Raw genomic sequence first — 24,766 nt, forward strand, 5'->3', positions numbered from 1 at the left:
ATCACAGGCGATGCGTCCGGTTGATCTGTCCGTTCTCGTCGTCATCCCGGCGCTGAACGAGGAGGATTCCGTCGCGGACGTGGTCCGCGACGTGCGTCGCGCCATCCCGGAAGCGCGTGTGCTCGTGATCGACGATGGCTCCGTGGATCGCACGGGTGAGCGCGCCGCGGATGCGGGTGCATCCGTGCTGACTCTGCCGTTCAACCTCGGCGTCGGCGGTGCGATGCGAGCCGGATACCGCTATGCACGGGACAACGGCTTCGGCGTGGTCGTGCAGGTGGACGGAGACGGGCAGCACGATCCCGACGTGATCCCCCGGCTCATCGAGGAGCTCGATTCCGCCGACCTCATGATCGGCGCGCGATTCGCGGGAATCGGCGACTACGGCGTCCGAGGACCGCGGCGATGGGCGATGAAGTGCCTGGCGCTGATCATCAGTCGCGTCGCGCGGACGCGTCTGACCGACGTCACGAGCGGTTTCAAGGCGGCTGGCCCGCGGGCAGTCGCGCTGTTCGCCGACGACTTCCCTGCCGAGTATCTCGGCGACACGATCGAGGCACTGGTCATCGCGGCGCGTGCCGGACTCGTGATCCGCCAGCATCCTGTCGCCATGCGCGAGCGCCAGGCCGGTCGGCCATCGCACAACCCGGTGAAGGCTGCGGTGTATCTGCTCAGGGCATGCGCGGCTTTCGGGCTCGCGATGCTCCGCCCGCGCGCACGTCTGGAGGAGTCGTCATGAATCCGGTCACCTATGCGTTCGGCATCACCGCGGCCGTTCTCGCCCTGATCGCGATCGTCGAACTCATGCGTCGAGGAACCCTGCGTGAACGCCATGCCGTGTGGTGGTTCGTCGGTGGCGTGCTGGCCCTTGTCATCGCCATCTTCCCGCAGACGCTCACGTGGGCGGCGCAGGTGCTGGGCGTGAGCGTTCCGACGAACCTCGTGTTCTTCGTCGCGATCGGACTGCTCTTCCTCGTGAGCCTCCAGTACGGAGCCGAGCTGACCCGAATCGAGGAGAAGCTGCGCACGCTCGCCGAGCGCAGCGCCTTCCAGGAGAACCGGATCGCCGAGCTGGAGAGGGCCATCCGCGATCAGACGTCCGATCCGGGACCGAGCCGGGACGGGGACGGCACATGACTCGGCCGAGCCGAGCGCTCATCGCGTCACGATTGTTTCCCCCGGAGGTCAGCGCAGGAGCCTTCCGCCTGGGTGCACTCGCGCGCTCACTGGCACGACAGGGTGACGACGTGACCGTTCTCACCTCGACACCGCCGCGGCACGCGCCGGCGATCGCCGACGCTCCTGGTGTCGACGTGCAGCGGTGGCCCGTGTTGCGAGACAAGGGCGGCAACGTGCGCGGCTATGTCCAGTACATGAGTTTCGATGTCCCCCTGCTCTTCCGTCTGCTGTTCCGCCGGTTCGATGTCGCGGTCGCGGAATCGCCGCCGACCACCGGACTCGTCGTCGCGCTCGCGGCGCTGCTGCACCGCCGCCCGATGGTGTATTACGCGGCGGATGTCTGGACCGACGGTGTCATCTCGATGGGGGCGCCCGGAATCGTCGTCTCGGCGATGCGGTTCATGGAGCGCACCGTGCTGAGGCGGTCCGCCCGGATCATCTCGGTGTCTGACGAGGTCACGGAGCGACTGACCGCCCTGGGAGCGGAGCCCGGTCGGATCACGACGGTCGGGAACGGCATCGACACCGACATCTTCACGCCGGATGCGGTGCCAGCCGGATCCGACCGATACTTCGTCTATACGGGCACCATGTCGGAATGGCAGCAGCCCGAGGTGTTCGTGCGCGCTTTCGCGCTCATTGCCGAGGAAGCGCCGGATGTACGGCTGCGCTTCTTCGGGCAAGGAGCCGTCGAGCAGGAACTGCACCGGCTCGCGGATGAGCTGGTGCCCGGGCGCGTGGAGTTCGGCGGTGTCGTCAGTCCGAGCGAGTCGGCATCCTGGATCCGCGGCGCTTGCGCCGCGCTGGTGAGCATCGTCCCCGGAATCGGGTACGACTTCGCGAAACCGACGAAGACCTATGCGGCCGCGGCGGTCGGTACGCCTGTTCTGTTCGCAGGGCCAGAAACGGGGGCAGAACTCGTACGCTCGGCAGGACTCGGGCGGGCAGTGGACTTCACACCGGCATCCGTCGCCGACGCGATGCGCGCCTTCCTCGGCGAAGCCGAGCAGGGTATGACGGATCGGTTGCGCGCTCAGCGTGCTGATTGGGCACGGGGGCACGTGTCGCTGACGGCTGTCGCGGACCGCGTCGCCGAAGCGATCTCTCAGGTCGCCGATCATGCGAACGCTAAGCTGGAAGGCGCTTCGGGCCGCGCTGCCGACCCGGGTGAAAGGCCCTCAACGTGACTCACTCCGCATCTGTGCGAATCGTCGACTCCGCCGACGTCTCACCGAACGCCTCCATCGGCGACGGCTCATCGATCTGGCACCTCGCGCAGGTGCGCGAGGACGTCCGGATGGGCGAGAACTGCGTCGTCGGCCGAGGCGCATACGTCGGGACCGGCGTCGTGATGGGCGACAACTGCAAGGTGCAGAACTACGCCCTCGTCTACGAACCGGCGAAGCTCGGCGACGGTGTCTTCATCGGTCCGGCCGTCGTCCTCACCAACGACACGTATCCGCGCGCGATCAATCCGGACGGTTCGCTGAAGAGCGCCCACGACTGGGAGCCGGTCGGCGTGACGATCGAACGCGGCGCTTCCGTCGGCGCGCGCGCGACCTGCGTCGCCCCGGTCACGATCGGGGCATGGGCGACCGTCGCGGCGGGTGCCGTGGTCGTCAAGGACGTACCCGCCTACGCACTGGTGGCGGGAGTTCCCGCCCGACGCCTGGGCTGGGTGGGGGAGGCGGGCGTCCCGCTGAACCCGGCGGACGCCGACGGCGTCTGGGTGTGCCCGTCCACGGGCGACCGTTACATCGAGAACGATGGCACTCTGAGCAAGGAGACCGTGTGAGCGAGTTCATTCCCCCGGCAAAGCCGATCATCGGCGACGAGGAGCGCGAGGCTGTCGACCGCGTGCTGCGCAGCGGCATGGTCGCTCAGGGGCCGGAGGTCGCAGCCTTCGAGAGCGAGTTCTCGCAGCACTTCGTGCAGGGTCGTCCTGCTGTTGCGGTCAATTCCGGCACGGCAGGTCTGCACCTCGGACTGCTGGCGGCAGGAGTGGGCCCGGGCGATGAGGTCATCGTCCCTTCCTTCACGTTCGCCGCGACCGGCAACTCGGTGGCACTCACCGGCGGAACGCCCGTGTTCGTCGACATCGAGCCGGAGACGTTCACGCTCGATCCCGAGGCGGTCGCGGCGGCGATCACCCCGAAGACCAAGGGCATCCTTCCTGTGCACCTGTACGGGCACCCCGCCAGGATGCGCGAGCTCGAGGCTCTGGCCGCGGCGCGGGGCGTGGCGCTGTACGAGGATGCTGCGCAGGCTCATGGCGCTGCTCTCGACGGGCGCCCGGTCGGGACGTTCGGCGAGTTCGCGATGTTCAGCCTCTACCCGACCAAGAACATGACCAGTGGCGAAGGCGGGATGGTCTCGACCGCGACGGATGAGGTCGCCCGCCGGGTCAAGCTGCTGCGCAACCAGGGTATGGAGCGCCAGTACGAGAACGAGATCGTGGGCTTCAACGCGCGCATGACAGACATCCACGCCGCGATCGGCCGCGTTCAGCTGACGAAGGTCGATGCGTGGACCGCGACCCGACAGAAGAACGCCGCCTTCCTGGACGCGAATCTGCAGGGGGTCGTGGTTCCGCCCGTCCTCGACGGGGCCGTCCACGTCTATCACCAGTACACGATTCGAGTCCCGGCGGATCGCGACGGGTTCGTCGCGGCGCTGAAGCAGGAGCACAACGTCGGGGCGGGCGTCTACTATCCGATCCCCAACCACCGGCTGCCGTCGCTTGCTCCCTATGCTCCGGGCCTGGACCTGCCTGAGACCGAGCGCGCCGCTCGTGAGGTCGCATCGTTGCCTGTGCACCCGTCGCTCTCCGCGGACGATCTGGAGCGGATCGTGACGGCCGTGAACGCGGTCGCGAAGGCAGGGTCCTGATGGTGCTGCGCGCCGGGCTCCTCGGCGTCGGGATGATGGGGCGGCACCACGCCCGCGTTCTGCGTGAACTCGACGGCGTCGAGCTCGTCGCGATCGCTGATCCGGGTGGGGATCCGCACGGCGTCGCCGGAGACCTGGACGTGCTGCCGGACATCGACGCACTGATCGCGGCCGGTCTGGACATCGCCGTCGTCGCCGTGCCGACGCGTTTCCACGAGGATGCGGCTCTAAAGCTGGCGGCCGCGGGCGTGAACACGCTCGTCGAGAAGCCGATCGCGCACAGCATCGAAGCGGGCCAGCGCATGGTCGACGCGTTCGCATCCGCGGGCCTCGTCGGCGCGGTCGGGCACATCGAGCGCTTCAACCCCGCCCTGCAGGAGCTGCGTCGCCGCATCGAAGCGGGTGAGCTGGGGGCGCTCTACCAGGTGGCCACGCGCCGTCAGGGTCCGTTCCCGTCGCGCATCGCGGATGTCGGGGTCGCGAAGGATCTCGCCTCCCACGACGTGGACCTCACTGCGTGGGTCGTGCAGAGCGACTACGAGCGCGTCTTCGCGCAGACGGCGTTCAAGTCCGGCCGCGAACACGAGGACATGATCACGATCACGGGTCGGACCGCCTCCGGCGTCATCGTGAACAACATCGTCAACTGGCTCAGCCCGATGAAGGAGCGCGTCACCGTCGTAACGGGAGAGAAGGGGGCGTTCATCGCGGACACCTCGACGGGAGATCTGACCTTCTACGCGAACGGCACGATTCCGCTCGAGTGGGAATCGGTGTCGAGCTTCCGTGGTGTTTCCGAGGGCGACGTCACCCGGTATGCGTTCGCGAAGCGAGAGCCGCTGCGCGTCGAGCACGAGGCGTTCCGTGACGCCGTGCTCGGTCAGCAGACCGACGTCGTGACGATGGAGCAGGGGCTGCGCACCCTGGTCGTCGTCGAGGCGGCCCTGGAGTCCGCGCGCGAGGGCGAAGCCGTCCGCATCTGAGACATGAACCACATCGTACGAACGCTCAAACGACTTCTGCCGTTCCTTCCGGCATCGGCACGCACCTTTCTCATCGTCTACGCGGTGGTCAGCTCCGTGCTGGCGGTGGTCGACGTCGTGGCGCTCATGCTCCTCGCGCTGACCCTCGCTGCGAGCGTGAGCGGCCAGGAGATCCAACTACCTGTGATCGGAACGATCGCGGCCGACCAGGTCGTGTGGCTGATCCTGATCTTGGCGATCATCGTCATCGCCAAATCGGCGGCGAACGTCTGGCTGCAGTGGATCGCGACCAGGCGGTTCGCCACGTACGAGTGGACGATCGGCCAGGAGCTCTTCAGCGCGTACATCCGCTCGTCCTGGACGGACCGGATGTCCCGGAACAGCGCGCAGATCGTGCAGATGTCCGACACGGGCATCGCGAATGTCATCGCCGGATTCCTGTTGCCCGTGACGACTCTGCCCGGGCTTCTCGTCACATCCGTCGGCGTGGTCGGGGTGATCGTGGTGGCGCAGCCGATCACAGCGCTCGTGACGATCATTTATCTCGGCGCGATCGCCGCGATCCAGTACTGGGTGCTCAGCGGCAAGACCCGGCAGGCGGCCCGCGTCGCGCGGGACTCCACGCTCCGCGTGGCCGCGCTCATCTCCGGCATGGTGGCCTCCCTGAAGGAGATCACCCTCCGAGACAAGGCCGATGAGGTGAGTCAGGTCGTCGGCGTGCATCGACGTCGCACCGCGCAGGCCCGAGCGAACAACGGATTCCTCTCGGCCGTGCCGCGGTTCGTCTTCGATGCGGCCATCATCGGAGGATTCGTGATCGTCGGCGGCGCGGCGTTCGCGGTCGGCGGCATCGACACCGCCATCTCGGCGATCGCGCTGTTCGGAATCGCGGGCTTCCGGCTGGTGCCGTCACTGACGGGTTTCCAGTCGGTGCTGACGCGCACCCTGACCTCCAAGCCGTACGTCGACGCGGTGATCGCGGATGTCGAAGCCTCGAAGAAGTTCCTCGCCGACCAGGAGGTCCTGGGCAAGCAACCACTTCCGGGTTCGCCGGAGCTGCTGGAGCTGCGCGACGTCTCATTCACCTTCCCCGGCAGTGACACGCCTGCAGTCCGCGACGTGGAACTGCGGATCCCGATGGGGACGACGGTGGGGATCGCCGGCGTGTCCGGTGCGGGCAAGTCCACGCTGGTGGACCTGCTCCTCGGCCTTCTCACGCCGACCCAGGGTTCCATCCGGATCGACGGCCTGCCACTCGACGACGTACTCAAGGCATGGCGCACGCATGTCGGTTACGTACCGCAGGAGGTGACGCTTTTCGATGGCACCATCGCCCAGAACATCGCTCTGACCTGGGGTGACGACATGGACCTCGCTCGCGTCGAGGATGCCGCGCGCCGTGCTCAGCTCTGGAACGTCATCACCGAACGCGCCGACGGTCTGCAGACGCGGGTCGGCGAGCGAGGGCTGACGCTCTCCGGTGGCCAGCGACAGCGTCTCGGCATCGCCCGGGCGTTGTACAGCGATCCGCTCATCCTCGTGCTCGACGAGGCGACGAGCGCTCTTGACACGAAGACCGAAGCGGATGTCGCGGCCGCCATCCGGGATCTCCGCGGGGATGTCACGATCATCGCGGTCGCACACCGCTTGAGCACGATCCGCGACTCGGATCAGATCCTGTTCATGCAGGAGGGCACCGTCGCCGCGAAGGGCACCTTCGATGAGGTCGTTCAGAAGAGCCCCGCGTTCGCTCATCAGGCGCGACTGGCGGGGCTGACGTGAACGTTGTTGTCGTCACGACCGCGTCGGAGCCGATGAAGGAGCCGCTGGGAGAGCTGCCAGACACCGTCCGGTTGATGCATGTCACCTGGGGAGGGCGCGAAGTGCAGAACCATGCCGCACTCGCGATCGCGGCTCCGAATGGACCTCTTGCACGATTCGGGACTCGTCTGTCGCGCGTGCTGCAGCGTGGGCCCGTGTTGCGGATGCTCGAACGCGTATCGCCGCTTGATCGTGGTGCGCGGTTCTGGCGCGCAGTTCGTCATGACGAGCGAATCCCGACAACGCTGGCGGATGCTGATCTTCTGGTCGCAGGCGATCGGGATGCCAATCTAGCGTGCTGGCACTTGGCCAGGCGGTTGCGAATCGCGGCCGTCAGCGGTTACGCCGCGGGCACGAAGGAAGTGCTGCAATGGGGCATGCAATGAACCCGCACCTGCTGTACACAGCCTGGAGCTTCCCGCCCAGCCGTGCAGGCGGTGTGTACCGGGCGTTGGCGACGGTCAACGCGTTCGCCGCCGACGGATGGGATGTCACGGTACTCACCGTCCCGAGGGAGCTCTTCGAAGCGAGCACCGGGGTCGATTCCTCCTTGGAAGACCAAGTCGCGCCAGGCGTCGAGGTCGTCAGGGTTGATCCGGGCGTCACCGCTCATGTGACGGATCTGCGGAAATGGAGTCGCCTGCGCGCGAGGAACATCGAGCTGTGGCGCGGCTTGGAACGAGTGCGGGACCTTTCGGCCTTTCCGGAACTCAGCTATGGGCGGTGGCGACGTCCGCTGGAGAGCGCGGCGGAACGGGTCCATCGTTCGCGACCGGTCGACCTTGCGATCGGCACCGCGAATCCGAACGTTGACTTCGCCGCGGGAATGTTCCTCAACCGCCGATTCGGGGTCCCATACGTGATGGACTACCGTGACGCTTGGTCACTCGACGTCTTCAGCGGCGAACCCATCGCCAGTTGGGTACCCGGGGTGGCGCGCTTGGAGAGGCGGCTGTTGAACGATGCCGCCGAGATCTGGTTCGTGAATGAGCCGATTCGGGCATGGCACGCGCATCGGTATGGCGGGGCGGACCGTATGCATGTCGTTGCCAACGGTTTCGACGAATACGAAGCGCCGCTGACGGTACCCGTCCGTGCCGGCAGGGACCGCGGGCTGGTTTTCGGCTACATCGGCACGCTGTCGGATCAGGTGCCCGTGGAGCCCCTCGTCGCCGGGTGGCGTAGGGCGAGGCGTGATGGACGCATCGGTCGCGCCGATCAACTCGTGATTCACGGCTACGTGGGGCACTGGGGAACCGGAGAAGCCGAGCGCATGCTGGAGGCTGCAGCGGCTGACGGCGTCTCATTCCGCGGTCCTGTGAGCAAATCGCGCATCGGCGAGGTCTACGAAGGTTTCGACGCGCTCGTCCTCGCTCTCGGTACGGGGCGGTATGTCACGAGCGGCAAGGTCTACGAATATCTGGCCACTGGCATACCGATCGTCTCGGTGCATGACCCTGGCAACGCAGCGACAGATGTCGTCAAAGATGCCCCCGGCTGGCACGGTACGCGTTCCCTGGATCCGGGGCATATCGCCGAGGCGCTGGCCTCCACAGCGACGGTCGCTGCGACCCAGACGCCAGAAGATCGCGCCGTCGCGCAGGCGTGGGGGGCGCGGTACGCGCGACGCGCACAACTCGATCCGCGTATCGCAGATCTTCGTCACCTCGTCTCGCTGCGATCGCGTTGACAGTGAAATTGACCGTCACTCCTTTGTCCGGCTGACCTCAAGCGCCCATTGCGCCGCCGCAAAGCCGTAGACGGCGGCCCAGCCGCCGCCGAAGGTTCGCGACTTCCTCGACATCTGCCAGACGCTGAAGACGGCGTCGCGGTCGCCGGCGACGACGACGTCGGCGTCGCGGACCACAGCGGCGATCGAGGCGTCTCGACGCAGGGCGTTCCAGAGCCGGCGGGAATCGTCGAACGGTGAAAGGCGAACGAGATTACGTCCGAGGACGGTGCGCCAAGCCAGGGTCCGCAGACGATCGATCCAGAGCGGAAGGGGGCGTAGCTCGACGGGATATGCGGCTGCGTCCGGACCGATGACAGTGATCTCTTCAGCATCGAGGTCGCCGATCGCGGCTGCGGAGCCGGAACGGGAGACCAAAACGGCAACCGTGCTCATGCTGCGTGTCCTGCGTAAGCGGCTCTGTCCCGCCAACGGGTCGCGATCGGCTGGAGTATGTTGCGACGATCGTATCGATCCGCCCACGCTCTGGCCGCCAGCCTGTCCTGGAGGGTCTGTGTTCGAGCGTATTGCGCAGCCGACACGAGCGCCCGTCCGATCTCGTCCGGGCCGAGTGACGAGACGGCGAACCAACCGGGGTAGCCGCGAAGCGTATCGGTGACCGCGTTGACGGGATCGTGCACCGACACGATGGGAAGGCCTGTCGCCATGTACTCGAAGACCTTCCCGCTGGTCATGAATCTGCTGGTGCCGAGCGGCAGGACCAACACGTCCAGTTGGGCGTACGTTTGCGCGATCTGAGCTTTCTTAACCGGACCGCGGTACCGGACGGACCCGTCCCGAACGGACTCGACGTAACCCAGGATGCCCCCGTCGTCGTTGCCCTGATGACCGAGATAACCGTAGAGATCGATACGCGCGTCGTTCAGCGACCCCTGCGATCGTCCGGCCGACCACCCCGCGATCAACTCGGGGATCGGGGTCTGCGCCGTCATCGTGCCGATGTTGCCGAAGACGATCTGGCGATCGGCGGGTCCGGAGGGTGGCACAGGTGCATCAACGAAATCACGATCGAAGCCGTTCGGCACGACGCGCATCTTGATCGCATGCTCCGGGTAGAGCTCGCGGTGCCACTGGGCAATGGGCTCGTTGACGAACCAGGCTTCGGCCGCAGTCGAGATCAGTCGACGTTCCCACACAGCTCCGGGGTGACGGTCGCTGAGAGTTCGCCGTCCACCGTACATGTCGAGCTGCCACGTGTCGCGGTAGTCCATCACGAAGGGCACGCCATGCTGTTCGTGGAGCAGGTGCCCAGCTGTGTGCACGACGTTCGGGTTGGCGGAGCCGATCACGAGGTCGACGGGATCCGTGGCGTGGATGCGAAGCGCCTCGCGTTCGAGTACCGGGCGCCACAGCGCATAGCGCGGTTCGGGAAAGACCTTCCGGGTGCGACGCGCCTCCCATACGTTCCACAACTCCGGCGCCATCGCTCGTGCCCGGCCCCAGGACCGCAAGTCCGAATCGATCTCTCGCACCGGAAACTCCGTCCTCACCACGCGGATATCCGGGTCGATGCGGGCTTCGAGCGAAGCATCGATTCCGGTGGACTGGAGGAAGACCTCGCGCTCGCAGGTGAGCACCGTCACGCGCCATCCGGCGCGGCGGAACTCATTCGCCGTCGCCAGGAGACGATAGGCCCCGCCACTCCTGGAGGGCGGGTATCCCCACGCCACGTAGAGTAGATGCGGTCGATCAGTGTCAGTCATGGTCAGCCAGTTCTCCAGCCCGCCCGCCCGTTGGCATCAGATGAGAGCTATCAACTTTATCGTCGTTCAGCGCCGCTAGCGGACAGGGAGTCAACGATGCGTATCGCGATCACGAAGGGGTCTTTGCGGATTCCACCAACCTATTTCGCGGTCCAACATGCGATGGAGTTGGCTGACCAGTTCGACTTCGAGTTCTTCACGATGGCCGCCGACGTCACGGACTCCGCGGTGGCGACCGCGATCAGAATCGTCGATGGGTCTGAAGGGACGCCGTTTGCCGCGGGGCGACGTCCGTGGTCGCAGCGGGAGCGCGCCCTGCCCCTGTTGTTCCGACGGATGGAGCGAGAGATCCGCCGGTGGGACCCGGCTGTGGTGCATCAGCACTTCGCGAACTGGTCTCAGCCCGCCGTGGCAGCAGCAAGGAGATCTGGCGCGCCGTTGTTGTTGACGCTGCATGGCGCCGATGTGTACGTTCCGCTCACTCCGTTGTCGGAAAGAAATCTTCTCGGTCGGCCGACGCTTCGCTGGCATCAGCGAACCGTGGGCAGGGCATTCGATGCGTCCGCTCGCATCCTGGCGGTCAGTGAGTTTCTCGCGGATCGGGCAATCGCGGCCGGCGCCGATGCCGGTCGTATCGCCGTGCATTATCAAGGTGTCGACACCGAGGTGTACCGTCCGACCGCGGACGCACGTGCGGGTCTGCCGCGTGTCGTCTTCGTCGGTGCGCTATCCGACGCCAAGGGCGTGCGCGATCTGCTGAGCGCCTCTGTCTCTCTGGCTGCGCGCACTCCGCACGAACTCGTGATCGTCGGGGACGGACCCTTGCGGCAACTTGCCGAGGCTGCCGCGACAGAGCATCGGCACATCGTGGTCCGTGGTTCCCTGGATCGTGCGGGCGTTCGGGCGGCGCTTTCTGGCGCGACCGTGTTTGTGCTGCCCACGCGAGAGTTCCGAGGGCGCCGGGAAGCAGCGGGCCTCGTCTCGCTGGAGGCGCAGGCATCCGGAGTTCCGGCCATCGTTTACGACTCGGGCGGCGCAGCTGAGATGCTGGATGCGGACAGCACCGGTCTGGTTGTGCGCGAGGGTGATGTCCCTGCGTTGACGGACGCCATCCGTTCGATCGTGGAACTCTCCGAGACGGAATGGCAAGCGATGAGCAAGCGCGCACGTGAATTCGTGGTCGCCGAGCGCAGCCTGCACGCGAGTGCACGCGAGCTGGCGGCGCATTATCGCGATCTGACCGAGGAGACAGCGTGACCCGTCCCCGCATTCTTTGCATTTCGTTCTCCGACATCCGCAGTGACGCTCGCGTCTTGCGACAGCTTGACGTGTTGGCGAGGTTCGGTGATGTCACGACTCTCTCGTACGGCGGACGTCCCGATGCAGCATCAGACCATCTCGAGATCGACCGCAGTCTGCCTTCGTTGCCGCAGACCCCTCGCGGTGTCATGAAGCTCGCCCTGCGGCGGTTCGCCGCCGTCGCTCTCGACGCGCCGGCGGTGAAAGCAGCGAAGACCCTTTTGGGTGACCGGGAGTTCGATGTCGTCGTCGCGAACGAGGCTCGTGCGCTTCCGCTCTCTTTCGAGGTCGCCGGCTCACCGAAGATCTGGTGTGATCTTCATGAGTGGGCACCCGCTGAGCGCACCCATGTCTTGTCATGGCGGCTGCTGGTGGCACCGTTCATGCACTGGGTGTGCGCGCGGTACCTACCCCGCGTGGACGCCGCGACGACGATCAACCGATCAATCGCCGAGCTGTATCACGACCAGTTCGGCGTTGACGCCGACATCGTGCGCAACGCACGTCCGTTCGTCCCCGAACTGGTGCCCAGCCCGGTTGAGCCCGGACGTATTCGATTGGTGCACAGCGGCGGAGCGGTCCCGGGACGGAACATCGAGGCGATCATCGACGCCGTGGATGCTCTGGGCGACGCGTATTCGCTCGATCTGTTTCTCATTCCGTCACGTCAGGGCGATGCCTACTGGCAGCAGCTCGTGCGGCGGATCTCTCAAAGCCCGAGGACGACATTGCACCCTGCGGTCGCTCCGGACGAACTACCGGCCGCGCTGAATCCGTATGACCTGGGCGTTTTCCTCCTGCCTCCGCACACACCGAATCATCGGCTCATGCTGCCGAACAAGTTCTTCGATTTCGTACAGGCACGGCTGGGCATGATCTTCGGGACATCGGTCGAGACGGATCGACTCATCACGGAGCACCGGCTCGGATTGATCACGCAGGGCTTCCACGCTATCGACCTCGTAGAGACGCTGAAAGGAATCAAGCCGGAGCAGGTCCAGGAGTACAAGCATGCAGCAGATGACATCGCGTCCGAGATGTCATCGGACGTCGATATCGCCGTAGAGGAGAGCATCCTGCGCCGTCTGATCGTCGTTTGACGGTGTGCGGACCCGCGGGTTCCCTAGACTGGTCTCCCGTGAAGATCGTCAGCGTCGTCGGGGCCCGCCCGCAGTTCGTCAAGCTCGCTCCCATCCACAAGGCCGCGAAGGCCGTCGGTGTCGACCACGTCATCGTGCACACCGGCCAGCACTACGACCCGATGCTCTCGGATGTGTTCTTCGAGGATCTCGGCATCGGCGCCCCCGACGTGCACCTCGGTGTCGGCAGCGGCTCCCACGGTGTGCAGACGGGCGCCATGCTCGCGGCGCTGGACGCCGTGTTCGACGAGCACCGCCCGGACTGGGTCCTCGTGTACGGCGACACGAATTCCACGGTCGCGGCGGCTCTGAGCGCCGTGAAGATGCACATCCCCGTCGCTCACCTCGAGGCGGGCCTGCGCAGCTTCAATCGCCGCATGCCCGAAGAGCACAATCGGGTCATGACCGACCATGCCGCAGATCTGCTCCTCGCGCCCACCCAGGTGGCCGTCGATCATCTCGCGAGCGAAGGGCTCGCAGCCCGGACGGTCCTGGTGGGCGATGTCATGACCGACGTGCTGCTCGAAGTACGCGACGAGGTCGCCGGACGACCGTCCGTGCTCGTGGACGAACTCGGGCTCACGCCGGGGGAGTATTACGTTGCGACGATCCACCGCGCGGAGAACACCGACGATCCTGCGCGGCTCGCCGAGGTCGCGGCCGGTCTGGCCGGGCTCGACAAGCCGGTCATCTTGCTGGCGCATCCGCGCGTGGTCACCAAGGCAGCCGCGCACGGCATCGAACTCACGCAGGGCTCACTGGTCGCGCACGCGCCTCTCGCGTATCCGGATCTCATCGCCGCCGCGGTGTCCAGCGCCGGCGTCGTCACGGACTCCGGAGGACTGCAGAAGGAGGCGTTCCTCCTGCGCGTGCCCTGCACGACCGTGCGCACGGAGACCGAATGGGTCGAGACGATCGACCTCGGGTGGAACATCCTCGCCAACACCGCCGAGGAGATCGCCGCCGGCGTCTCCCGTCCGCGCCCGGCGGACACCGATGCGGCACCATATGGGGACGGACGAGCCGCGCAGCGGGTCGTCGAGACCCTCCTGAACGCCTCCGCATCCACCGCCCCGTAGACTGGATCCCATGCGTATCGCCGTCGTGGCCCTCGGAAAGATCGGGCTTCCCCTCGCCGTCCAGTTCGCCTCCTCCGGTCACGATGTCATCGGCGTCGACGTCAACCAGAAGGCCGTCGACACCATCAACGCAGGGCAGGAGCCGTTCCCCGGTGAAGCCCACCTGCAGGAGCGTCTGGCCGAGCTGATCCCGGCCGGCAAGCTGCGCGCCACGACCGACTACGCCGAGGCGATCCCCGGTGCGGACGCGGTCGTCCTGGTCGCCCCGGTCTTCGTCAACGACGAGACCTGGGAGCCTGACTTCAAGTACATGGATGCCGCGACGACCTCGCTCGCCGAGCACCTGACCCCCGGCACGCTCGTCTCGTACGAGACGACCCTGCCCGTCGGCACCACCCGGACGCGCTGGAAGCCGATGCTCGAACAGGGCTCCGGTCTCACCGAGGGCGTAGACTTCCACGTCGTGTACTCGCCCGAGCGCGTGCTGACCGGCCGCGTCTTCGAGGACCTGCGCAAGTACCCCAAGCTCATCGGCGCACTGTCCCCCGAGGGCACCCGCCGCGCCCGCGAGTTCTACGAGGCCGTGCTGCAGTTCGACGAGCGGCACGATCTGCCCCGCCCGAACGGGGTGTGGGACCTCGGTTCGACCGAGGCGTCCGAGATGGCCAAGCTCGCTGAGACCACGTACCGCGATGTCAACATCGGACTCGCGAACCAGTTCGGACTCTTCGCGGCATCGCACGGCATCGACGTCTACAAGGTCATCGAGGCCTGCAACTCCCAGCCGTACAGCCACATCCACCGTCCCGGCATCGCGGTCGGCGGACACTGCATCCCGGTGTACCCGCGCCTCTACCTCTCGACGGACCCCGACGCCGACATCGTCCGGGTCGCCCGCCAGCTCAATGCGTCGATGCCGGAGCGCCTCGTGGCGCAGGCCGAGGGCATCCTCGGGGACCTGTCCGGCCGCCGGGCGGTCGTGCTGGGCGCCGCCTACCGCGGGGGAGTCAAGGAGACCGCGTTCTCCGGCGTCTTCCCGACGGTGACCGCTCTCACCGAGCGGGGCGCCGAGGTCTACGTCCACGACCCGCTGTACACCGACGACGAACTGCGCGCGCTCGGCTTCCAGCCCTATGCGCTGGGGGATGCCGCCGACCTGGCGATCCTGCAGACGGATCACGCCGACTACAAGCAGCTCACCCCGGAGAGCATCCCCGGGGTGAAGCTCCTCGTCGACGGCCGCAACGCCTCGGATGCCGCGCTGTGGGCGGGAACCCCGCGCATCGTCGTCGGCACCGCCGGCTGACCCCCCGGCGGAAAGAACTCCCCACAGGCCTGCGCCGCGGGGAGTTCTCGTCTTCCGGTCAGGCGCCGAGATACTCGGCGAGTGCCTCGGCGCCGTCGCGCGGCGTGAAGCCCGTGGCTGTGATCTTCGCCAGATCGAGCACGCTGTTCGCCGGTCGCGGCGACACCGGCCCGACTGCCCCGGCGAAGTACTCGGCGGTGGTGACCTCGGTGACTTTGCCCGGGTCGTGACCGGTCAGTCGGTACACGTCCCGGGCGATGTCGGCCCAGGTGCGCGGCGGCCCGCTGCTGGTGACGTTGTACGTGCCATGGGGTGCGCGCGATTCCAGTAGGTGCACGATCGCGTCCGCGATGTCCGTCGTGAAGCTCAGCCGACCGACCTGATCGCCGACCACCGTCGGACTCACGCCGCGTTCGGCGAGCGAGCGCATCGTCGCGACGAAGTTCCTGCCGTCGCCGATCACCCACGAAGTGCGGACGATGTAGTGCCGCGGCGCCGTCGCCGCCGCGATGTCGCCGGCGGCCTTGGTCTGGCCGTACACGCCCAGCGGGCTGAACGAGGCGTCCTCCGAATAGGGAGCGTCTGCGGTCCCGTCGAACACATAGTCGCTGGAGACGTGCACGAGGGTGATGCCGTTGTCCCGTGCGACGGAGGCCAGTGCGCCCACAGCCATCGCGTTCGCCTCCCAGGCCGCCGAGCGTCCATCGGGGGTCTCGGCGGTGTCGACTGCTGTGTACGCCGCAGCATTGACGATCGTGCCGTAGTCCCGCCAGCGCCGGGCGCCGGCGAACCCGGGTGCGGACAGGTCGAGCTCCGCTCGGGTCGCGTACTCGATGTGCCCCTGATCGCCGAGGCGGTCGCGCAGCGCACGTCCCAGCTGGCCGGCCGCTCCCAGCACGAGGATCCGCCGAGGCGCGATGGCGGCGACCTCCGCCAGACGGGGATGCTTCCTGTCCTTGTCCGAGATCTCGACCTCTGACAGGGGGATCGGCCAGTCGATCGCGACGGTCTCATCCGCGAGGTTCAGGAAGGAATAGCTCGCGTTCGGCGACCAGTGGTCGTTGACGAGATATATGTATGCCGTGTCCGGCTCGAGGGTCTGATAGGCGTTGCCGACGCCTCGGGGGACGAAGATCGCTCGGGACGGATCGATCTCGGCCGTGAACACCGCCCCGAATGTGGGGCCCTCGCGCAGGTCGACCCAGGCTCCGAAGATACGCCCGGTGGCGACCGAGACCCATTTGTCCCACGGTTCGGCGTGGATGCCGCGCGTGGTGCCGACCGCGTCGTTGAACGAGACGTTGTTCTGCACCGGCCCGAAGTCGGCCAGACCCGCCGCGATCATCTTCTCGCGCTGCCAGTTCTCCTTGAACCACCCGCGGGAGTCGCCGTGCACGGGCAGGTCGGCGATCAAGAGCCCGGGGATCGGGGTCTCGCCGATCGACAGAGCCTTGCCGAACTGCGTCATCACTGCCCCTTCGAGGCGTAGAACGACTCCGTGGCGTCCTTGGACGGCGACCACCAGTCCTCGTGCGTTCGGTACCAGTCGATGGTCGCCGCAAGCCCGGCCTCGAAGTCGCCGAATCGCGGACGCCACCCCAGTTCGGAGCGCAGCCTGCGGGAGTCGATCGCGTACCGAAGGTCGTGTCCGGCCCGGTCGGTGACGTGGTCGTACGCATCCGCCGGCTGTCCCATCAGGGTCAGGATCAGCTCCACGACCTCGCGATTGTTCTTCTCGCCGTCCGCGCCGATGAGATACGTCTGACCGATCTCGCCCTTCTCGAGGATGGTGAGCACGGCCGAGGAGTGATCGTCCGCGTGGATCCAGTCGCGCACGTTCTCGCCGGCTCCGTACAGCTTCGGGCGGATGCCGCGGAGCACGTTGGTGATCTGCCGCGGGATGAACTTCTCCACGTGCTGATATGGACCGTAGTTGTTGGAGCAGTTCGAGATCGTCGCCTTCACTCCGAACGACCGGACCCAGGCCCGCACGAGAAGGTCGCTTCCTGCTTTCGTGGACGAGTACGGCGAGGACGGGTTGTACGGTGTCGACTCGGTGAACCGGGCCGGGTCGTCGAGCTCGAGGTCTCCGTACACCTCGTCGGTGGAGATGTGGTGAAACCGCGTACCGTGCCGCCGAGCGGCCTCAAGCAGCGTGTAGGTGCCGATGATATTCGTGTCCAGGAACGGGCGCGGATCATCCAGCGAGTTGTCGTTGTGCGACTCGGCGGCGTAGTGCACCACGGCATCCGCGTCGGCGAACAGCGAATCGACAAGTGCGGCGTCCGTGATGTCGCCGTGCACGAACGTCACCCGGTCCTCATCCAGCCCGTCCAGCGATGCGCGGTTGCCGGCGTAGGTGAGGGCGTCGAGAACCGTGACGTGGTGGTCGGTCGTCGCAACCACATGATGGACGAAGTTGGAGCCGATGAATCCGGCGCCTCCGGTCACGAGCAGACGGCTCACGCTTTCCCTCTCTCCAGCAGCTCCAGCAGATACGCGCCGTAGCCCGACTTGACCAGCGCCTGGGCGCGCTCGTGCAGCTGTGCGTCGTCGAGGAATCCCTGACGCCAGGCGACCTCTTCCGGGACGCCGATCTTGAGCGCGGTGCGGCGTTCCATCGTTCGCACGTAATCCCCGGCATCCGTCATCTGGTCGAAGGTCCCCGTGTCCAACCATGCCGTGCCGCGGGGGAGCACTTCCACCTGCAGCTTCCCGCGCTCCAGGTAGGCACGGTTGATGTCCGTGATCTCGTACTCCCCGCGTGCGCTCGGCGCCAGCCCGCGGGCGATCTCGATCACGTCGTTGTCGTAGAAGTAGAGCCCCGGAACCGCATAATTGCTCTTCGGGACCGAAGGCTTCTCCTCGAGCGAGATCGCTCGCCCCTCGGCGTCGAACTCCACGACGCCGTACGCGCCGGGCTCGGCGACCCAGTAGGCGAAGACCGCGCCGCCGTCGAGCCCGCGGAACCGCGACAGACGGCTGCCCAGGCCCGGGCCGTACAGCAGGTTGTCGCCGAGAACGAGGGCGACGTCGTCGTCGCCGATGAAGTCCGCGCCGATCGTGAACGCCTGTGCGAGACCGTCCGGGGACGGTTGCTGCGCGAAGGAGATCGAGATCCCGAACTGCGAGCCGTCACCCAGCAGCCGCACGAAGTGCTCCGCATCGTGCGGCGTCGTGATCACCAGGATCTCCCTGATGCCGGCGAGCATGAGCGTCGACAGCGGGTAGTAGACCATCGGCTTGTCGTACACCGGTATGAGCTGCTTCGAGACGCCCAGCGTGATCGGGTGCAGCCGCGTCCCCGAGCCCCCAGCGAGAATAATCCCCTTCACGCCTCCCATGCTGGCACAACCGCTCTCGCAGCGGGTTCCCTGGCGCTCGCCGATACGATGGAGTCATGGATCTCCTCGTCGTCGGGTCGGGTTTCTTCGGCCTCACCATTGCCGAGCGCGCTGCGAACGCGGGCCGCAGGGTCACCGTCATCGAACGCCGCCACCACATCGGAGGCAACGCCTACAGCGAAGCCGAGCCGTCCACCGGCATCGAGGTCCACCGCTACGGCGCGCACCTGTTCCACACCTCGAACGCGACGGTGTGGGAGTACGTGAACCGGTTCACGACCTTCACGAACTACGTGCACCGCGTGTACACGAACCACAAGAGCGTCGTCTATCCGATGCCGGTCAATCTGGGAACGATCAACCAGTTCTTCCAGGCCGCGTACTCGCCCGCCGAGGCGCGCGCACTCGTGAAGGAGCAGGCCGGCGAGTTCGACGTCGCCACCGCCGCGAACTTCGAGGAGAAGGGCATCGCGCTGGTCGGTCGCCCGCTGTTCGAGGCGTTCTTCCGCGACTACACGGCCAAGCAGTGGCAGACCGACCCCCACAAGCTCTCGGGCGACATCATCAGCCGCCTGCCCGTGCGTTACACGTACGACAACCGCTACTTCAACGACACGTGGGAGGGCCTGCCCACCGACGGCTACACGGCGTGGCTCGAGCGCATGGCGGACCACCCGAACATCGAGGTCAAGCTGGACGTGGACTTCTTCGACGAGGCGCAGCCGCTGAACAAGAAGGCGCTCGTCGGCCAGGTGCCCATCGTGTACACGGGCCCTGTGGACCGCTACTTCGACTACGCCGAGGGTGCGCTCAGCTGGCGCACGCTCGACTTCGAGCAGGAGGTCCTCGAGATCGGAGACTTCCAGGGGACCAGCGTCATGAACTACCCGGATGCCGACGTCCCGTACACGCGCATCCACGAGTTCAAGCACTTCCACCCGGAGCGCAAGGAGATCTTCGCGCAGGACCGCACCGTCATCATGCGCGAGTTCTCGCGCTTCGCCGAGCGCGCGGACGAGCCCTACTACCCGGTGAACACCGCCGACGATCGCGCTGGTCTGCTCGCGTACCGTGAGCTGGCGAAGGGCGAGAAGGACGTCCACTTCGGTGGACGCCTGGGCACGTATCAGTACCTCGACATGCACATGGCGATCGGCTCGGCGCTGTCCATGTGGAACAACTCCCTCTCGTAGACTCGATCCTGTGAGTCACGCTGCTGTCGGGGCGCCGGGGACGCCCCGGCGATACCTGCATTCGCTGTGGTTGCTGTCCGCGCGCGACCTGAAGGTGCGCTACTCGACGAGCTTCCTCGGGTACCTGTGGTCGGTACTGGACCCGCTCGTCATGAGCGTCATCTACTGGTTCGTCTTCACCCAGGTCTTCCACCGCTCCGCGGGACTGCAGCCGTACATCGTCTTTCTCATCAGCGCGCTGCTGCCGTGGGTCTGGTTCAACGCCGCGGTCGGAGACTTCACCCGCGCGTTCAAGAAGGATGCCCGTCTGGTGCGCTCCACGTCGATCCCGCGATCCATCTGGGTCAACCGGATCGTGCTCAGTAAGGGGATGGAGTACCTGTTCTCGCTTCCGGTTCTCGTCCTGTTCGCCGTCTTCACACCGGAGACGCAGTTCGGGTGGGGCATTCTCTGGATGCCGGTCGCCATCATCCTGCAGACGATTCTGCTCATCGGGCTGGGGCTGCTCGTCGCGCCGCTGTGCGTCCTCTACACCGACCTGGAACGCACGACCGCGTTGATCCTGCGCGCGCTGTTCTACGCCACGCCGATCATCTACACTCTCGGCGACCTTCCCGGTGTCTTCCAGACGCTGGGAGCCTTCAATCCGCTCGCGGGCATCTTCATGCTGTACAGGATGCCCTTCTTCCCCGACCAGTTCGACGGCACCACCGTACTCATCGCGGCCGTCATGAGCGTCGGCTTCCTCGTCCTCGGGCAGTGGGTCTTCCGCGTGCTCGAACGACCCGTGTTGAAGGAGCTGTGATGTCCGCGGCCATCGACGTGCAGGGACTCGGCGTGCGCTTCCGGCGCAACCGTCGCGGTCGCCGCAGCTTCAAGGACATCTTCGCAGGGGCCTCGCGCCGCTCGCGGCCGGGGGAGTTCTGGGCCTTGCGGGACGTGTCGTTCACCGTCCAACCGGGGGAGTCGATCGGCGTCGTCGGCCGGAACGGCCAGGGCAAGTCCACACTGCTGCGCCTCGTCGCGGGCGTGCTGCTTCCCGACGAGGGCACGGTCCGCGTCAACGGCGGCGTCGCGCCGCTCATCGAGCTGACCGGCGGCTTCGTCGGCGACCTGACGGTGCGCGAGAACGTGAAGCTCACCGCCGGCCTGCACGGGATGTCACGCGCCGAAGTCGCCCGCCGCTACGACGGCATCATCGCCTTCTCCGAGCTGGAAGGCTTCGAGGACACTCCGTACAAGCACCTCTCCAACGGCATGAAGGTGCGTCTCGCCTTCGCGGTCGTATCGCAGCTCGACGAGCCGATCCTGCTCGTCGACGAGGTGCTCGCCGTCGGTGACAAGGGCTTCCGCGACAAGTGCTACGCCCGCATCGACGAACTGCTCGCCGAAGGACGCACGCTGTTCTTCGTCAGCCACAACGAGCGCGACCTGCGACGGTTCTGCACACGCGGCCTCTACCTCAACCGAGGGTCGCTCGTCCTGGACGCTTCGATCGGCGAGGTCCTCGATCGCTACAACGCCGACCTCAAGACCGGCTGAGCCCGACCGCAACGACCGTCAGAGTTCGACGAGATCCCGCAGGTTCTGGAGAGCCGCAGTCGCGGCGTCCTCGGCGCCGCCGATGCCGCTGCCGCTGCGATAGGCGTCCTGCAGATCGCTCAACGCCGACAGGTACGAGGACACGCCGTCCGACCACTCCGCCGAGATGGAGCTCGGCGGAGGTGTGTCCGAGAGCCGTTCGGCGTCCTGGCGGATGGGCTCGATCACGCTCGCGGCATCCTCGCCGCTCGTCTCGGAGGCGATCTGAAGACCCGTGACCGCGTCATCGAGCCAGGGGCGCACCTGCCCGGCGAACGCATCGACGTCGGGATCCGGGACGGGCGGGGGAGTCTGCGGCGGCTCGGTCGGCTCGGAAGAGGTCGTGGGTGTCGGAGACGGGGTGGTGGTCGTCGTCGGCGCCGCGCTGGGCGTGCGCGTCGACGTCGGCGACGGCGTCGGACCCACAGGGAAGGCGCCGGGCAGCACGAACACGAGGAAGACGACCACGATGGCCAGCGCGAGGGCGGCGAGCCCGGAGATCAGCCAGACCTTCCGCTTGTTCGCGGGCTTCGGTTCGCGAGGCGCCCAGCGGAGTTCGGGCTGCGGTTCGTCGGTCATCAGGCCTCCAGAGGCGGCATCGGCTTCCAGCTCCGATCGCGGCCGAGTCGGCCGCCGTCCCGGATGCCGCGGAAGAGGTTGCTCGTCCCGCGCACGGTGCGCTCGACGAACACGAGTCGGATCAGCTCCTTGAAGAAGGTCGCCGCGGTGCCGAGTCCGAAGAGCACGGGGTTGTAGACGCCGTGGACCCGGTAGTACTGCTTGATGAAGGCGCGATTGCGCATGATGTAGTACCGGTAGGCGTTGCTCGAAGCGTTCAGGTGCCGGACGCCCAGGTCCCACTGGCGGATCTCGCGCGTGCGACGCAGGACGAACTCGTTCACGATCACCGCGGTCGTCTTCCGCGACGCGAGCCAGCCGTAGGTCTGGTCGTCCCAGTAGATGAAGTACCGCGGGTCGGGAAGACCGACCTGCTGCACGATCGAGCGGTGGATGAACATGCCCTCGAAGCATCCGCTGTTCATCTCCCGGAAGCCGGAGGCGTCGAACCCGGCGGGGGCGAAGGGGATCGGGATGCCCATGCGCTCGGCGATCCGATACTGCCAGTAGAACTCGCTGCCGTCGTAGTCGTATCGCCGGCCCTGGATGCTCTTGAACCGCGGGGCCCACTTGCCCATCTTCGCCAGGCCGTCCTCGACGACCTCGACGTCGTCGTCCATCATCCAGATCCACTCGGAGCCGAGCTCGTACGCCGTGCGCATCCCCTCGCTGAAGCCACCGGAACCGCCGGTGTTCTCATCGAGGCGGCGGTAAACGATCTCGGTGCCGATCGTGTCGCGGAAGCTCGCCACGACCTCGGTCGTGTCGTCCGAAGAGGCGTTGTCGATGACCACCACGTGACCGGGCTTCGGGTCCATCGCCGAGATGCTCGTGAGAAGGCCGGACAGCAGGTGCGAGCGGTTGTACGTGACGATGACGATGGTCGCCGAGGCCGGATCGAACACGGCGGCGGTCATGCCTTCTCCTCGAAGATCTGCTGCCAGGAGGTGTCGGAGACCAGCTCGGGAAGCGCGGCCCGGTACTGCTGCTGCAGTTCGGGCCAGCGACGCTGCAGCTGCGCGTGCAGTCGGACGGTGTCGCGGAGCATGCGGCGGAAGCGGGCGCGGTCGCGCGTGTAGATGTTCTTCCCGGAGCCGTCGGCGGCGCTGACCAGCGCGCTGTCGAAGTGCGGCAGGCGCCACCAGTGGGCATCGCCTTTGCCGAACTCCACTTCGGGCTGCGAGACGTTCGCGGGGTCCGGGCGGTGCAGCCAGTGCGACAGCAGCGTCGAGATGGTGAACCACCGCAGCTTCAACCCGGTCGGGCTGTCGTACTCGTGCTGCTTCAGCTTCTTGTACACCTGGCGGCCGCGGCGCGAGTGCAGCACGGTCGACGGATCCTTGTGCACGATGGTCTCGGGGTACTCGGCAGCGAGTGCCCGCGCGGCGGGCATCGCCGTGGCGAGATTGCGGCGCATGTGCTCCGGGCCCGAAAGCACATCGCGCAGCGCCCTGGCGCGCAGCGCCACCGGGTAGTACTGCATCATCATGAGGTGCTTGAGGTCGACGCGGCGGCTGTGGCGGATGAGCCGTCCCCCGAACGGGACCTCGGAGTGCAGGAGTCCCGCCACGATCCGGTTGCGGGCGTGGAAGTACGCCTGCCAGTCGATCGAGTCGTCCTTGTTGACCCAGGAGACGTGCCAGAGCGCGACCCCCGGCATCGACACGGTCGGGAATCCGGCCTCGCCCGCGCGCAGACAGAACTCGGCGTCGTCCCATTTGATGAACGCCGGCAGCGCCAGGCCGACCTCGCGGATCGCGTCCAGCGGGATCAGGCACATCCACCAGCCGTTGTAGTCGGCGTCCATGCGCATGTGCAGCAGAGGCGTCTGACGGAGGTTCGCGGTGCCGAAGTCGTGCGGCATCTCCTCCTGATAAAGGTTGCGCCACATGAAAGGCACCTCGTCGACGACCTCGGCCCAGCCGTGGAGCTTCGGACGGTCGAGCAGGTCGAACATGTGCCCGCCCACGAGTACGGGGTTCGTCGCGTACTGCGCGAACATGATCGAACGGCGCAGGGACTCCGGCTCGATCCGGACGTCGTCGTCCAGCAGCTGGACGAAATCGCTCTCCGGGCGCTGCAGCGTCTCGTGCATGGCGCGCGCGAATCCGCCCGAGCCGCCCAGGTTCGGCTGGCGGATGACGTCCAGAGTGTCGCCCAGGCGCTCGGCCACCGCGTCGTAGCCGGCCTCGTCCGCCACGAGCTGCGTGCCCTGGTCGATGAGGAAGATCCGGTCCACGAGCTCGAGCACCTCCGGTGCATCGGCGAGGGCCGTGAGCGTCGAGACGCAGTAGTCCGGCTTGTTGTACGTCGTGATGCCGATCGAGGCCTTGCCCGTTCGGGAGGGCTCCTGCTCGGTCGTCCACTGCGCTCCCTCGAGCACGGCGTTCTTCTCGTCGGCGACGACGTCGAACCAGATCCATCCACCGTCGCTGAATTGCGTCAGGGAGAGGTCGAAGTCGCTGGTGGCCTTCCCGGTGACCTCCTGGGTCGCGATGCGCTGACGGATCCCCGCCCCGTTGGAGCGGTAGACGAGGATCGTCGCGCGACCGTCCGTGTGCACCGTGAGCCGGATGTCGCGGACGCTCGTCCAGTGCTGCCAGTAGGACGCCGGGAACGCGTTGAAGTAGGTGCCGAGCGAGACGCGACGTCCGGCGACGATCCGGGCGCTGTTGCGCCCGAGGATGTTCCCCAGGTGCGCACGCGAGGACACGCGCACGGGCTCGTCGTCGATGGTGGACCAGGTCTCCGGGTCGGCGTACAGCGGCAACAGGTCGGGGTCGCGATCGAGGGGGAAGACGACGTTCTGCAGGACGTGGGGCACAGGCGATCTCTCTCCGAGGTGGTGCGACGCACGCGGACAGGGGAATGCCCGGCGAGCG

At 66.7% G+C, this 24,766-nt stretch carries 24 protein-coding genes; 16 read left to right on the plus strand and 8 right to left on the minus strand.

The genetic code is table 11. From position 1 onward, the window contains the following. Positions 1-10: 10 nt before the first annotated feature. From KYX17_RS01865 to KYX17_RS01905, 9 genes are read left to right on the plus strand one after another with little or no spacing between them, the layout of a single operon-like run. The gene (locus KYX17_RS01865) at positions 11-739 is read left to right on the plus strand and encodes a glycosyltransferase family 2 protein (protein WP_243224839.1); all 729 of its coding nucleotides are present in this window, start codon (positions 11-13) and stop codon (positions 737-739) included. Then, the gene (locus KYX17_RS01870) at positions 736-1,137 is read left to right on the plus strand and encodes a DUF2304 domain-containing protein (protein WP_243224840.1); all 402 of its coding nucleotides are present in this window, start codon (positions 736-738) and stop codon (positions 1,135-1,137) included. Before KYX17_RS01865 ends, KYX17_RS01870 begins: the two co-directional genes overlap by 4 nt. Next, the gene (locus KYX17_RS01875; RefSeq protein WP_249223107.1) at positions 1,134-2,366 is read left to right on the plus strand and encodes a glycosyltransferase family 4 protein; all 1,233 of its coding nucleotides are present in this window, start codon (positions 1,134-1,136) and stop codon (positions 2,364-2,366) included. Before KYX17_RS01870 ends, KYX17_RS01875 begins: the two co-directional genes overlap by 4 nt. Further along, positions 2,363-2,974, plus strand: coding sequence for an N-acetyltransferase (locus KYX17_RS01880; protein ID WP_243224842.1), 612 nt, complete (start codon positions 2,363-2,365; stop codon positions 2,972-2,974). Before KYX17_RS01875 ends, KYX17_RS01880 begins: the two co-directional genes overlap by 4 nt. Beyond that, the gene (locus KYX17_RS01885) at positions 2,971-4,068 is read left to right on the plus strand and encodes a DegT/DnrJ/EryC1/StrS aminotransferase family protein (RefSeq protein WP_243224843.1); all 1,098 of its coding nucleotides are present in this window, start codon (positions 2,971-2,973) and stop codon (positions 4,066-4,068) included. Before KYX17_RS01880 ends, KYX17_RS01885 begins: the two co-directional genes overlap by 4 nt. After that, entirely contained in the window at positions 4,065-5,051 is a 987-nt protein-coding gene (locus KYX17_RS01890; RefSeq protein WP_243226156.1) for a Gfo/Idh/MocA family protein, read from the plus strand. The genes KYX17_RS01885 and KYX17_RS01890 overlap by 4 nt, the downstream gene beginning before the upstream one ends. A 3-nt stretch (positions 5,052-5,054) precedes the next feature. After that, on the plus strand, positions 5,055-6,833 hold the full coding sequence (locus KYX17_RS01895; RefSeq protein WP_243224844.1) for an ABC transporter ATP-binding protein: 1,779 nt from the start codon (positions 5,055-5,057) through the stop codon (positions 6,831-6,833). Continuing rightward, positions 6,830-7,258: a hypothetical protein gene (locus tag KYX17_RS01900; protein WP_243224845.1), complete on the plus strand. Its 429-nt coding sequence runs from the start codon at positions 6,830-6,832 to the stop codon at positions 7,256-7,258. The genes KYX17_RS01895 and KYX17_RS01900 overlap by 4 nt, the downstream gene beginning before the upstream one ends. After that, a complete protein-coding gene (locus KYX17_RS01905; protein ID WP_243224846.1) occupies positions 7,255-8,562 on the plus strand; it encodes a glycosyltransferase in 1,308 nt (435 codons plus the stop codon). Before KYX17_RS01900 ends, KYX17_RS01905 begins: the two co-directional genes overlap by 4 nt. A 15-nt stretch (positions 8,563-8,577) precedes the next feature. Here KYX17_RS01905 and KYX17_RS01910 read toward each other — a convergent pair whose 3' ends face one another. Together KYX17_RS01910 and KYX17_RS01915 are read right to left on the minus strand one after the other, a co-directional pair. Then, positions 8,578-8,997: a hypothetical protein gene (locus KYX17_RS01910; protein ID WP_243224847.1), complete on the minus strand. Its 420-nt coding sequence runs from the start codon at positions 8,995-8,997 to the stop codon at positions 8,578-8,580. Next, the gene (locus tag KYX17_RS01915; protein ID WP_243224848.1) at positions 8,994-10,205 is read right to left on the minus strand and encodes a glycosyltransferase; all 1,212 of its coding nucleotides are present in this window, start codon (positions 10,203-10,205) and stop codon (positions 8,994-8,996) included. The genes KYX17_RS01910 and KYX17_RS01915 overlap by 4 nt, the downstream gene beginning before the upstream one ends. Positions 10,206-10,421: 216 nt before the next feature. Here KYX17_RS01915 and KYX17_RS01920 point away from each other — a divergent pair, with 216 nt between their 5' ends. From KYX17_RS01920 to KYX17_RS01935, 4 genes are read left to right on the plus strand one after another with little or no spacing between them, the layout of a single operon-like run. Continuing rightward, the gene (locus KYX17_RS01920) at positions 10,422-11,582 is read left to right on the plus strand and encodes a glycosyltransferase (RefSeq protein WP_243224849.1); all 1,161 of its coding nucleotides are present in this window, start codon (positions 10,422-10,424) and stop codon (positions 11,580-11,582) included. Beyond that, entirely contained in the window at positions 11,579-12,724 is a 1,146-nt protein-coding gene (locus tag KYX17_RS01925; protein WP_243224850.1) for a hypothetical protein, read from the plus strand. Before KYX17_RS01920 ends, KYX17_RS01925 begins: the two co-directional genes overlap by 4 nt. A gap of 38 nt (positions 12,725-12,762) precedes the next feature. Next, positions 12,763-13,842: a non-hydrolyzing UDP-N-acetylglucosamine 2-epimerase gene (wecB, locus tag KYX17_RS01930; RefSeq protein WP_243224851.1), complete on the plus strand. Its 1,080-nt coding sequence runs from the start codon at positions 12,763-12,765 to the stop codon at positions 13,840-13,842. A 10-nt stretch (positions 13,843-13,852) separates the two neighbouring features. Next, positions 13,853-15,148 carry a nucleotide sugar dehydrogenase gene (locus KYX17_RS01935; RefSeq protein ID WP_243224852.1) on the plus strand — a complete coding sequence of 432 codons (1,296 nt, stop codon included), beginning with the start codon at positions 13,853-13,855 and terminating at the stop codon, positions 15,146-15,148. A 58-nt stretch (positions 15,149-15,206) separates the two neighbouring features. On the opposite strand, the gene KYX17_RS01940 is transcribed toward KYX17_RS01935, so the two are convergent. From KYX17_RS01940 to rfbA, 3 genes are read right to left on the minus strand one after another with little or no spacing between them, the layout of a single operon-like run. Continuing rightward, complete coding sequence (locus KYX17_RS01940) at positions 15,207-16,616, minus strand: bifunctional dTDP-4-dehydrorhamnose 3,5-epimerase family protein/NAD(P)-dependent oxidoreductase (protein ID WP_243224853.1); 1,410 nt, start codon at positions 16,614-16,616, stop codon at positions 15,207-15,209. After that, on the minus strand, positions 16,616-17,614 hold the full coding sequence (gene rfbB, locus KYX17_RS01945) for a dTDP-glucose 4,6-dehydratase (RefSeq protein ID WP_243224854.1): 999 nt from the start codon (positions 17,612-17,614) through the stop codon (positions 16,616-16,618). The genes KYX17_RS01940 and rfbB overlap by 1 nt, the downstream gene beginning before the upstream one ends. Then, positions 17,611-18,483 carry a glucose-1-phosphate thymidylyltransferase RfbA gene (rfbA, locus tag KYX17_RS01950; protein ID WP_243224855.1) on the minus strand — a complete coding sequence of 291 codons (873 nt, stop codon included), beginning with the start codon at positions 18,481-18,483 and terminating at the stop codon, positions 17,611-17,613. Before rfbA ends, rfbB begins: the two co-directional genes overlap by 4 nt. 65 nt (positions 18,484-18,548) lie before the next feature. Here rfbA and glf point away from each other — a divergent pair, with 65 nt between their 5' ends. Genes glf through KYX17_RS01965 form a run of 3 tightly spaced genes read left to right on the plus strand, consistent with a single transcriptional unit; the run spans position 18,549 to position 21,227 of the window. After that, entirely contained in the window at positions 18,549-19,685 is a 1,137-nt protein-coding gene (gene glf, locus KYX17_RS01955; protein ID WP_243224856.1) for a UDP-galactopyranose mutase, read from the plus strand. A 10-nt stretch (positions 19,686-19,695) separates the two neighbouring features. Beyond that, complete coding sequence (locus KYX17_RS01960; protein WP_243224857.1) at positions 19,696-20,490, plus strand: ABC transporter permease; 795 nt, start codon at positions 19,696-19,698, stop codon at positions 20,488-20,490. Beyond that, a complete protein-coding gene (locus KYX17_RS01965) occupies positions 20,490-21,227 on the plus strand; it encodes an ABC transporter ATP-binding protein (RefSeq protein WP_243224858.1) in 738 nt (245 codons plus the stop codon). The genes KYX17_RS01960 and KYX17_RS01965 overlap by 1 nt, the downstream gene beginning before the upstream one ends. A gap of 18 nt (positions 21,228-21,245) precedes the next feature. Here the strand turns inward: KYX17_RS01965 and KYX17_RS01970 are convergent, their stop codons facing one another. From KYX17_RS01970 to KYX17_RS01980, 3 genes are read right to left on the minus strand one after another with little or no spacing between them, the layout of a single operon-like run. After that, positions 21,246-21,845: a hypothetical protein gene (locus tag KYX17_RS01970; protein WP_243224859.1), complete on the minus strand. Its 600-nt coding sequence runs from the start codon at positions 21,843-21,845 to the stop codon at positions 21,246-21,248. Next, positions 21,845-22,801 (minus strand): glycosyltransferase, encoded by a 957-nt coding sequence (locus KYX17_RS01975; protein WP_243224860.1) that lies wholly within the window; start codon positions 22,799-22,801, stop codon positions 21,845-21,847. The genes KYX17_RS01970 and KYX17_RS01975 overlap by 1 nt, the downstream gene beginning before the upstream one ends. Beyond that, positions 22,798-24,708, minus strand: coding sequence for a glycosyltransferase (locus KYX17_RS01980; protein ID WP_243224861.1), 1,911 nt, complete (start codon positions 24,706-24,708; stop codon positions 22,798-22,800). The genes KYX17_RS01975 and KYX17_RS01980 overlap by 4 nt, the downstream gene beginning before the upstream one ends. Between the last annotated feature and the right edge of the window lie 58 nt (positions 24,709-24,766).

Source organism: Microbacterium sp. CIAB417 (assembly GCF_022788845.1).

Excerpts from the sequence above, each read along its gene's own strand:
- KYX17_RS01865 (WP_243224839.1), top strand. The coding sequence starts at position 11 with ATGCGTCCGGTTGATCTGTCCGTTCTCGTCGTCATCCCGGCGCTGAAC.
- KYX17_RS01870 (WP_243224840.1), top strand. The coding sequence starts at position 736 with ATGAATCCGGTCACCTATGCGTTCGGCATCACCGCGGCCGTTCTCGCC.
- KYX17_RS01875 (WP_249223107.1), top strand. The coding sequence starts at position 1,134 with ATGACTCGGCCGAGCCGAGCGCTCATCGCGTCACGATTGTTTCCCCCG.
- KYX17_RS01895 (WP_243224844.1), top strand. The coding sequence starts at position 5,055 with ATGAACCACATCGTACGAACGCTCAAACGACTTCTGCCGTTCCTTCCG.
- KYX17_RS01905 (WP_243224846.1), top strand. The coding sequence starts at position 7,255 with ATGAACCCGCACCTGCTGTACACAGCCTGGAGCTTCCCGCCCAGCCGT.
- KYX17_RS01910 (WP_243224847.1), bottom strand. The coding sequence starts at position 8,997 with ATGAGCACGGTTGCCGTTTTGGTCTCCCGTTCCGGCTCCGCAGCCGCG.
- KYX17_RS01920 (WP_243224849.1), top strand. The coding sequence starts at position 10,422 with ATGCGTATCGCGATCACGAAGGGGTCTTTGCGGATTCCACCAACCTAT.
- KYX17_RS01935 (WP_243224852.1), top strand. The coding sequence starts at position 13,853 with ATGCGTATCGCCGTCGTGGCCCTCGGAAAGATCGGGCTTCCCCTCGCC.
- KYX17_RS01940 (WP_243224853.1), bottom strand. The coding sequence starts at position 16,616 with ATGACGCAGTTCGGCAAGGCTCTGTCGATCGGCGAGACCCCGATCCCC.
- glf (WP_243224856.1), top strand. The coding sequence starts at position 18,549 with ATGGATCTCCTCGTCGTCGGGTCGGGTTTCTTCGGCCTCACCATTGCC.
- KYX17_RS01965 (WP_243224858.1), top strand. The coding sequence starts at position 20,490 with ATGTCCGCGGCCATCGACGTGCAGGGACTCGGCGTGCGCTTCCGGCGC.
- KYX17_RS01970 (WP_243224859.1), bottom strand. The coding sequence starts at position 21,845 with ATGACCGACGAACCGCAGCCCGAACTCCGCTGGGCGCCTCGCGAACCG.
- KYX17_RS01975 (WP_243224860.1), bottom strand. The coding sequence starts at position 22,801 with ATGACCGCCGCCGTGTTCGATCCGGCCTCGGCGACCATCGTCATCGTC.